The sequence below is a fragment of the Sulfuricurvum sp. genome (assembly GCF_036279695.1).
Taxonomy (GTDB): domain Bacteria; phylum Campylobacterota; class Campylobacteria; order Campylobacterales; family Sulfurimonadaceae; genus Sulfuricurvum.
On sequence record NZ_DASUIQ010000059.1, the window covers coordinates 1 to 4843 of the forward strand.

Annotated in this window: 5 protein-coding genes; 3 read left to right on the top strand and 2 right to left on the bottom strand. The window is 46.7% G+C overall.

Translation table 11 applies throughout. The features are described from left to right. Positions 1-340: M24 family metallopeptidase (locus VFW36_RS05855; RefSeq protein WP_329657877.1), on the top strand; the 340-nt coding region annotated here is incomplete at its 5' end. On the opposite strand, the gene VFW36_RS05860 is transcribed toward VFW36_RS05855, so the two are convergent. Both VFW36_RS05860 and VFW36_RS05865 read right to left on the bottom strand, forming a co-directional pair. Further along, complete coding sequence (locus VFW36_RS05860; RefSeq protein WP_329657878.1) at positions 331-756, bottom strand: hypothetical protein; 426 nt, start codon at positions 754-756, stop codon at positions 331-333. The two genes, VFW36_RS05855 and VFW36_RS05860, sit on opposite strands and share 10 nt — an antisense overlap. After that, entirely contained in the window at positions 756-1235 is a 480-nt protein-coding gene (locus tag VFW36_RS05865; protein ID WP_329657879.1) for a hypothetical protein, read from the bottom strand. The genes VFW36_RS05860 and VFW36_RS05865 overlap by 1 nt, the downstream gene beginning before the upstream one ends. A gap of 70 nt (positions 1236-1305) precedes the next feature. Between VFW36_RS05865 and VFW36_RS05870 the strand changes: the two genes are divergently transcribed. After that, positions 1306-2007 (top strand): DUF445 domain-containing protein, encoded by a 702-nt coding sequence (locus tag VFW36_RS05870; RefSeq protein WP_329657880.1) that lies wholly within the window; start codon positions 1306-1308, stop codon positions 2005-2007. Between the two features lie 148 nt (positions 2008-2155). Further along, entirely contained in the window at positions 2156-4735 is a 2580-nt protein-coding gene (locus VFW36_RS05875) for an ATP-dependent Clp protease ATP-binding subunit (RefSeq protein ID WP_329657881.1), read from the top strand. The last annotated feature ends 108 nt before the right edge of the window (positions 4736-4843 follow it).

Sequence of the window (4843 nt, forward strand, 5' to 3'; positions counted from 1 at the left end):
GGGAGTTTTGAACGGTGAACGAAGCACATTGATAGAAGCGAAAGAACACAAAAAATACGCTCCGCACGGGATAGGACACTGGATGGGGCTGGATGTTCATGATCCATGCCCGTATGTGGACGAAGAGGGCGAGTCGTTAGCGTTTATGGCGGGGATGGTTATGACGATCGAACCGGGGCTGTACTTCCGCGTAGATGATGAGAGTATACCTGAACGTTATCGCGGCATCGGTATCCGCATCGAGGATAATATCCTCGTTACCGAAGAAGGGTATGAGAATCTTTCATCGATGATTGCCAAGAGTGTGGAGGAGATAGAAGGGCTGTGTAATCAGTTGTAACTATAACTCCACCCGCTAAGCCCGTCTTTCGCCTCTTTGAACCCTTCTGCATCCCCTAGAAAATCGATAATGTGCAACAATGTCCACGGGATAGCGTTCGCTTCGGCGTCATCGACGATATGTTTGGGCATCGGAGTCTCTTGGGTGGTCATGGCAAAGGCGATTCGTTCACGGTTGCTCAAAACATGGCTTGTTGCAGTGATAGTGTATTCACGGCAGAATTTCTCCAAGATGAGAGGTTTTACCTCTTCAGGGATCACATCCGCCGTGTTGAGGATAATCGTAAAATGGATCGGAAGCTCACCCGCCATCATAGAAGGCCCCGCCATCATGATGAACTCTACCCCTTCCAAATGGGCGGCAATTTCGCTCGGGGAGAGATAACTATGAATTTTTAGTGCTTGCATTTCCTGCATTAGACTTTTCCTTCGAGGATTTTGGTGATCAATGATGTCATTCCGATATGGAGGTTGTAGTTGGTTCTGGGAAAATCAACCATCTCATTTTCCAGATTGACGCTGTAACTGCTGAGATATTTTCCCAATATCTCCAAGTCGATTGGTTGATAGGAATCGGTGGAGATTTTAGTTCGTGTGAGCTTTCCAAGATCGTTGCTTTTGGCTAAAGTAAAAGCGAGAATTTTGAGGCTGTAGAGATCGCACCAGCGTAAAAAAAGCTCGTGAGTAAGTTCTGAGCGGGGATTTCCCTCAGGATCAAAAAGGAGATTTTGGTCTCGTAGCGGAATAAGGACACTTAAAACCGCTTCGCAAAAGGGGAGGCTTTTTTGACGCCAAAAAGGGGCTTCATCGCTTCGATCGAGTGCTGTGGAGACGGCACCAAGTATAGCCGATGATTCACCTGATTTCAATAGTGTATTCATAGTATGTAGAATCATTTACCTCTCCTTTTTTGGGTGTAACTTTAACCTTTTTTGTATAATACAGGTATTAACTCAAGGAGATTGTATGTTTGATAAAGGATGGATGACAAATTTTGTTTCAGTAGCATTGGTAGGCGTTTCCTATACGTTAGAGGGGATCGCAGGTTCAGCGCTTCGGAGTGCGGGATTGTTTGCCCTCTCAGGGGCTGTGACCAATCAGCTTGCGATCCATATGCTTTTCGAAAAAGTTCCCTATCTTTACGGTTCGGGGATTATCATTGATCGGTTCGAATCGATACGTGAAGCACTAAAAAAGCTGATTATGGAGCAATTTTTTACCCCTGAAAAAATCGAAAATTTTGTACTATCCCAAGAACGCTCTATCGATTTATCTCCGATTATCGAAGAGACCGATTTTACCCCTGCGTACGATGCCTTGGTAAAAAGTGTGATGGAGTCAAGTTTAGGCGGTATGCTGGGGATGTTTGGGGGCGAAGCGATCATAGGCAAACTCAAAGAGCCGTTTTTGGAAAAAATCAAAGCCTCTACGATTGAGATTAGCCAGAGTGAATCGTTTATGACTGCACTCAATACCCATCTTCACCAAGGAGGAACTCATTTGAGTGAATCGATTGAAGGGATCGTTGAAGCCCGCCTTGCCGAGCTTACCCCTGTGATGATAAAAGAGATGCTCCATACCTTGATGAAAGAGCATTTAGGATGGCTTGTGGTTTGGGGCGGAGTGTTCGGAGGGGTGATTGGATTGGTCTCAGTTTTTTTGATTTAGTTTTCGTCATTGCGGACTAGATCCGCAGTCTAAGAATAGATCCTGAATCGAGTTCAGGATGACAGACTTCTAAATAAAATTATTTAAAAGACTTGACAATAAGTGACTCAAAGTATTATAATTCTTGTAACTCAACTAGGAGAATTTTATGTCAGCAAATATTTTTGAAAAACTTACCCATCAAATGACCGAGATGATCGAGTCCTCGATCTCTTTAGCACTACACAATAAAAACAGCGAAGTCGAGCCGATCCATTTTCTGTGGGCATTGCTCGCCAACAGCAACTCCCCCCTCAATCAAATGCTCGCCAAAATGAGCGTTGATAAAACGGCGATTGAACTCGATGTCAAAAGTGCGGCATCCAAACTTCCGAGTGCCTCGCACGTCACCAAAGAGAGCATACGGCTTTCACGCAACTTTGCGCATTCGCTCGAAGTGAGTGCAGGGGAGATGGCGAAAAACGGAGACAACTTTTTAGCGATTGATACCTATATCACTGCCAATCTCCAAAACGATCCGTTTAAATCGATCTTAGGTAAATACATTGATCTCAGAGAGCTTGCGAAGAACTTTGAAGCCTCTCGTGCAGGGCAAAAAATCGAATCGCAAACCGCTGATGAAAATCTCGAATCACTCTCCAAATACGGGATTGATTTGACCCGTGAAGCAGCAGAGGGGAAACTCTCTCCTGTTATCGGACGGGATGAAGAGATCGGACGGATGATGCAGATTTTGATCCGCAAAACGAAAAACAATCCGATCCTTCTCGGTGAACCTGGGGTCGGTAAAACGGCTCTGGTGGAGGGGCTTGCACAGCGTATTTACAACAAAGAGGTACCGCTCAGTCTCCAAAATAAAAAGGTGATTGCGCTGGATATGAGTGCCTTGATCGCAGGGGCAAAATACCGCGGGGAGTTCGAAGACCGTCTCAAAGCCGTCATCGATGAGGTGAAAAAGTCGGCTAATGTCATCCTCTTTATCGATGAGATTCACACCATCGTCGGAGCGGGTGCATCAGAGGGGTCGATGGATGCGGCGAATATCCTCAAACCCGCACTGGCTCGCGGAGAGTTGCACACTATCGGGGCAACGACCCTCAAAGAGTATCGTAAATATTTCGAAAAAGATGCCGCGCTCCAACGCCGTTTTCAACCGGTCAGTGTGGATGAGCCGAGTGTAAACCAGTCGCTTCAAATCCTCCGAGGACTCAAAGAACGGCTCGAAGCGCATCATAATGTCACTATTACCGATGCGGCGCTTGTTGCGGCGGCGAAGCTTTCGGATCGCTACATTAACGACCGTTTTTTACCGGACAAAGCGATCGATTTGATCGATGAGGCGGCGGCAGAGTTGAAAATGCAGATCGAATCCGAGCCCAACGCGTTAGCGAGTGTGAAGCGTAAATTAACCAATTTACAAGTCGAGAAAGAAGCGCTCAAAATGGAAGAGTCCGTTGCCAATACCAAACGACTTGATGAGATTGAGCGTGAGCTTGCCGATGCGCTAGAAGAGCGACGAAGTCTAGAATCCCAGTTCGCCCATGAAAAAGAGGTATTCGAGCGGGTAGCGAAAATCAAAGCCGAAATCGAAGCCAAACGCCGAGAAGCTGAAAGTGCGAAACAAGCGGCCGACTTTAACAAAGCCGCAGAGATCGAATACGGTCAAATCCCGAAACTATTCGAGGAAGAAAAAGCGCTCCAAGAGAAATGGAAAGGGATGGTTGCGGAGGGGACACTTCTCAAAAACAGTGTCGATGAAGCCTCTATCGCAGGGATTGTAAGCCGCTGGACAAAAATTCCGGTGAACAAGATGCTCCAAAGCGAAAAAGAGAAGATTCTCCATATCGAAGAGGAACTCAACCGTGATGTCGTAGGGCAAGTGGAAGCGACCCACGCCGTAGCACGTGCAATCAAGCGTAACAAAGCGGGACTCTCTGATAAGAGCCGTCCGATCGGATCATTCCTTTTCCTCGGTCCTACGGGAGTCGGGAAAACGCAGACGGCGAAAACATTGGCGAAATTTCTCTTTGACAGCAGTGAATCGATGATCCGTATCGATATGTCCGAATACATGGAAAAACACGCCGTCTCTCGTCTTGTCGGTGCCCCTCCGGGATATGTCGGATTTGATGAGGGGGGACAGCTTACCGAAGCGGTACGCCGTAAGCCTTATAGCGTTATCTTGTTCGATGAGGTCGAAAAAGCGCATCCCGATGTGTTTAATGTCCTCTTACAAGTGCTCGATGATGGACGTTTGACCGATAACAAAGGGGTGGTGGTTGATTTTACAAACACGATTATCATTTTGACCTCCAACATCGCGAGTGATAAGATCATGGCCCATCACGGTGATGAGGGGTTACAAGCTATGGTACTCGGTGAGTTGAAACAGCACTTTAAACCGGAGTTTTTGAACCGTTTGGATGATGTGGTGGTCTTTAATCCGTTGGGTGAAGCGCAAATTCTCAGCATCGTCGATCTGTTCTTTAGAGACATTGCGGCAAAAGTGGAAGAGCGTGACATTACCCTCACCCTCACCGACAGTGCGAAACGCTATATCGCGAGCGCGGGATTCGATCCGGTATACGGTGCACGTCCGCTCAAACGTGCACTCTATGAGATCGTTGAAGATCGTTTGGCGGACTTGATTCTCGGCGGAGAAGTCGATGAAGGATCTAAAGTGATATTTGATGCTATCGGAGATGAGATTACCGTTTCTGTGGCATAATCGCATTTATGAAAACGATCTTTTTATTTTTTATCTTTTTATTACCGTTGTGGGGATGTACGGGGGACTGTATGACCTGTCACCCCGCATTGCTTAAAAACATCGATG

Excerpts from the sequence above, each read along its gene's own strand:
- VFW36_RS05860 (WP_329657878.1), bottom strand. The coding sequence starts at position 756 with ATGCAGGAAATGCAAGCACTAAAAATTCATAGTTATCTCTCCCCGAGC.
- VFW36_RS05865 (WP_329657879.1), bottom strand. The coding sequence starts at position 1,235 with ATGATTCTACATACTATGAATACACTATTGAAATCAGGTGAATCATCG.
- VFW36_RS05870 (WP_329657880.1), top strand. The coding sequence starts at position 1,306 with ATGTTTGATAAAGGATGGATGACAAATTTTGTTTCAGTAGCATTGGTA.
- VFW36_RS05875 (WP_329657881.1), top strand. The coding sequence starts at position 2,156 with ATGTCAGCAAATATTTTTGAAAAACTTACCCATCAAATGACCGAGATG.